The sequence below is a fragment of the Bradyrhizobium sp. genome (assembly GCF_017881085.1).
Lineage (GTDB): Bacteria > Pseudomonadota > Alphaproteobacteria > Rhizobiales > Xanthobacteraceae > Bradyrhizobium.
In genome coordinates this window covers 1-4,386 of record NZ_JADGRI010000388.1, presented here as the reverse complement: position 1 = coordinate 4,386, position 4,386 = coordinate 1, and the positions used below count along the sequence as shown (strand labels likewise).

The 4,386-nt window shown below is 65.3% G+C and carries 5 protein-coding genes; 2 read left to right on the top strand and 3 right to left on the bottom strand.

Annotated elements, in window-relative coordinates:
- Window positions 1–476: ATP-binding cassette domain-containing protein (locus QZ213_RS25160; protein WP_291688773.1), on the bottom strand; the 476-nt coding region annotated here is incomplete at its 3' end.
- A 2-nt stretch (window positions 477–478) separates the two neighbouring features.
- Window positions 479–1,171 carry an ABC transporter permease gene (locus QZ213_RS25155; protein ID WP_291688772.1) on the bottom strand — a complete coding sequence of 231 codons (693 nt, stop codon included), beginning with the start codon at window positions 1,169–1,171 and terminating at the stop codon, window positions 479–481.
- Window positions 1,172–1,256: 85 nt separating this feature from the next.
- Here QZ213_RS25155 and QZ213_RS25150 point away from each other — a divergent pair, with 85 nt between their 5' ends.
- Together QZ213_RS25150 and QZ213_RS25145 are read left to right on the top strand one after the other, a co-directional pair.
- A complete protein-coding gene (locus tag QZ213_RS25150) occupies window positions 1,257–2,150 on the top strand; it encodes a helix-turn-helix transcriptional regulator (RefSeq protein WP_291688771.1) in 894 nt (297 codons plus the stop codon).
- A gap of 210 nt (window positions 2,151–2,360) precedes the next feature.
- Window positions 2,361–3,551, top strand: a complete 1,191-nt coding sequence (locus QZ213_RS25145; protein ID WP_291688774.1) for an ABC transporter substrate-binding protein — start codon at window positions 2,361–2,363, stop codon at window positions 3,549–3,551.
- Between the two features lie 85 nt (window positions 3,552–3,636).
- Here QZ213_RS25145 and QZ213_RS25140 read toward each other — a convergent pair.
- Window positions 3,637–4,386 (bottom strand): TAXI family TRAP transporter solute-binding subunit (locus tag QZ213_RS25140; RefSeq protein WP_291688770.1); only part of this gene is annotated, 750 nt, incomplete at its 5' end.

The following is a 4,386-nucleotide window of genomic DNA, read 5'->3' as shown; positions in this document are numbered from 1 at the left end:
TCGAGCAAAAGAATTTCCGGATCGCGCGCCAGTGCGCGGGCCAGCGCCAGCCGCTGCTGCTCGCCGCCGGACAGCCGCCGCGCCGGCCGCTGCGCGAGATCGGAAAGCCCGACGCGATCGAGCAATGCGGCAATGCGCCCGGCGCGCTCGCGGCGCGGGCAGCCTGCCTGCGCCAGCGCGTATTCGACATTGGCGGCGGCGGTCCTGCGCAGCATCACCGGACGCTGAAACAGGATCGCGCGGCGCGTCATGGCGCGGTCGGTGCGGCCGCCCCAGCTGATGCGGCCGGCTGACGGCGCATCGAGCCCCATGCACAGCCGCAGCAAACGGGTCTTCCCCGCGCCGTTCGGTCCGACGATGAGCGTCGGCGCACCCGGGACGATTTTCAGGTTCAGCCGGTCGAGGATCATGGTCGCGCCCGCCTGCAGCGAGACGCCATCGAGAACCAGGGGAAGATCGCTTGCCGGCGCCCGCATCGTCAGCCGGCCCGCCGTTCGGACCAGACCCGCGTGCCCCAGGCGGCCGTGTTGATCGCCAGAACGATGGCGACCAGAACGAGCCCCAGTCCCATCGCCAGCGGCAGATTGCCCTTGGAGGTCTCCAGCGCCACCGCCGTCGTCATGGTGCGGGTAAAGCCGTCGATATTGCCGCCGACGATCATGACCGCGCCGACTTCGGCGGCAGCCCGCCCGAACCCCGCCAGCAAGGCCGTGAAAAGGCTGAAGCGCGCGTCCCACAGCAAGGTCGTCATGCGGCCGACCGGGCTGACATCCATCGCGGTGAGTTCATCGCGATACTCGGCCCAGAGATCCTCGACCGTCTGGCGCGTCGGCGCCGCGATGATCGGCACGATCAGGATGGTCTGGGCGATCACCATGGCCGCCGGCGTGAACAGAATGCCGAACGCCCCGAGCGGCCCGGAGCGCGACAGCAGCAGATAGACCGCAAGCCCGACCACCACCGGCGGCAGCCCCATCAGCGCGTTGAGCAGCACCACCAGCACCGAGCGCCCGGGAAAGCGCGTCAGCCCGAGCAGGGCGCCGAGCGGCATGCCGATCAGGGCGGCCAGCGCGACCGCGGACAGGCTGACGGCGAGCGACAGCCGCACGATCGCAAACAGCGCGGGATCGCCGTTCAGGATCAGCTGCCAAGCGCTGAATTGGTCGGACATCGCTTCCTCCGCATGTCCTGTTCGGCAAGAATTCCACAACTGTCAATTGGTTGAACAGGCGCAGAAATATGCATAAAAGTGCAGGATGGAGTTTCTGACCACCAGCGAGGCCGCCGATTATCTCCGGCTTGGCGAGCGCAAGCTCTACGAATTGGTCACTGTCGGCGCGATTCCCTGCAGCAAGGTAACGGGCAAGTGGCTGTTTCCGCGCCACGAACTGGACCTCTGGGTGCTTTCGGGGCTGGCCCGGCCCAATGGCATGATCACAGCGGAACCGCCGCCGATCGTCGGCGGCAGCCAGGACGATCTCTTGGAATGGGCGTTACGCGAATCCGGCTCCGGCCTCGCGTCCCTGACCGAAGGCACCGCGCGCGGCGTCGATCGGCTTCTCCGCGGCGAGGTGATCGCCGCAGCCGTGCATTTCCACAGCCCCGCCATCCCCGACGACTCCGCCGACGACGCCAATGTCGCGGCGGTGCGCACGATGCCGGGACTGCACGATGCCGTGCTGGTCGGGGTGGTACGCCGCGAACAGGGGCTGCTGGTGGCGCCTGGCAATCCGAAACAGCTCAACAGCCTGGCCGATGTTTTGGCCTCCCGCGCAAAAATGGCGGTCAGGCAACCCGGCGCAGGGGCACAGATGCTGCTCGAGGCGCTGCTGACGCGCGCCGGCGCAAGCCCCAAGGAGCTGCGCCGGCTCGAGCCGCCATGTCTGACCGGTCCCGATCTCGCCACCGCGATCCGTTCCGGCAAGGCCGATTGCGGCATTGCCGCCCGCGCCGCGGCCAAATCGGCCGGGCTCGATTTCGTCCCGCTGCTGTTTGAAAATTTCGACTTGCTGATGCGGCAGCGCAGTTATTTCCAGCCGCCGATGCAGGCACTGATCGGCTTTCTACGCGAGAAACGGCTGAAGCAGCGGGCCACGGAGCTCAGCGGTTACGACCCGGCGACCTCCGGCTTGATCCGCTTCGCCGCTTGATCGCATCTTGAGCATGATCTCCGAGCAAACGCTTCGCGTCGAGGGAAAACCGGTTCCCACTTTTCCGGATCATGCTTAGCCGCGTTGACGCGGACTGCGAATTAATTGCAAGAAATTCCATCGGCTGGGCTAAGCTCCCGGTCAAACAATACGGCCAATGCGCCGGACCATAACGGGAGGATATTCGTGACTTCAGCCAGAACATTATCCATGCTCGCAGCCTTCGCCGCCGCGATGTCGTCGGCGCCGGCAGCGCTGGCGCAGGTCTCCGACGATGCGGTCAAGATCGGCGTTCTCACCGACATGAACGGCCCGGCCTCCACGCCGACCGGCCAGGGCTCGGTGACCGCGGCGCAGATGGCGGTGGACGATTTCGGCGGCACGGTGCTGGGCAAGCCGATCAGCGTGCTCGTCGGCGACCATCAACTCAAGCCGGATATCGGCGCCGCCATCGCGCGGCGCTGGTACGACACCGAGCAGGTCGACCTGATCGTGGACGTGCCGGTATCGGCGGTGGGGCTGGCGGTCCAGAACGTCGCCAACGAAAAGAAGAAGATGTTCATCACGCACTCCACGGGGGCTGCGGACTTCCACGGCAAGTTCTGCTCGCCTTATGCGATGCAATGGGTGTTCGACACCCACGCGCTCGCGGTCGGCACCGCGCAGGAAGTGGTGAAACGCGGCGGCGACAGCTGGTTCTTCATCACCGACGATTATGCGTTCGGGCATTCGCTGGAAAAGGACGCTTCCGAAGTGGTGATCAAGAACGGCGGCAAGGTGATCGGCTCGGTCCGGCCACCCTTCGCGACGCCCGATTTGTCCTCGTTTATCCTGCAGGCGCAGGCCTCGAAAGCAAAAATCATCGGCATCGCCGGCGGGCCGCCCAACAACGGCAACGAGATCAAGACCGCCGGCGAGTTCGGTGTCCTGAAGGGCGGACAGCAGATGGCCGCCCTGCTCGCCCTGATCACCGACATCCATTCGCTCGGCCTCAAGGCGGCCCAGGGACTGTTGCTGACGACGTCGTTCTACTGGGACATGGACGACAAGACCCGCGAGTGGTCGAAGCGCTATTTCGCCAAGATGAACCGGATGCCGACGATGTGGCAGGCCGGCGTCTATTCCTCGGTCATGCACTACCTGCAGGCGATCAAGGAAGGCGGCACCGACGAGCCGCTCAAGGTGGCGGCGAAGATGCGCGAGAAGCCGATCGAGGATTTCTTCGCCCGCAACGGCACACTGCGCGAGGACAATCTGATGGTGCACGACCTGATGCTGGTGCAGGTCAAGAGCCCGGAAGAGTCGAAATATCCGTGGGACTATTACAAGATCCTCGCGAAGATTTCCGGCGAGGATGCGTTCGGGCCGCCGAACCCGGCGTGTCCCCTGGTGAAGAAGTGAAGTGAGCGAGTGGCGAAGGGTAAGTGGCGAATAGCGAGTAGCAAGTCGTTCTCTATTCGCTACTCGCCATTCGCTATTCGCTTCGCTACTTCGCCACGCCGATCTCGCGGAAATATTTCAGCACGCCGGGATGGATCAGTGCGACATCAGGCGCCGCCGCAACCGTGTTCGCCGCCGTGGTTTCGCAGGCCTGCGCCAGTTTCCTGCAGAACGTCGTTTCGACGCCGTGCAGCGTACGCGCCAGGTGATAGGCGACATCATCAGGCAACGTTTCTCGCGCCAGAATAAAGCTCCACGAGCCGACCGAATGGATCGGCGCGGTCTGGTTCGGGTAGCTGCCGGCCGGCACCGTCAGCGGTTTGAGATAGCTGTGTTTGGCCCGGATCCGCACGATCTCTTCCGGATCCGGCGCGATGAAGCGGGCGCCGCCGGGGCTCTCCGCCACCGCCTTGAATCCGGGCCAGCCGATGCCGGCGCCCCACAGCGCCGCAGCCCGTCCGTCCCGCACCATCGCGGGGCCATCGCCGGCGCGATCCAGATAGATCGACTTGAAATCCTCGTCCTGCCTAAGCCCGATGCCATCGAGCATATAGCGCGACAGGATCGGCAAGCCCGAGCCGCGCGCCCCGAACGCCACGGGTTGGCCGACGAGATCGCGAATGGTCCTGTACGGGCTGTCGGCGCGCACCACGAACATGCCGGGGCTGGAATAGATCGCGGTCAGGATTCTTAACGGGGTCGCCGGCCGCCCGATGCCCATGAAGGCTTCATAGGCGGGTTCACCGGCGACCAGCGCGATATCGAGTTCGCCCTTCTCCAGCAGCGGAATGTTCTC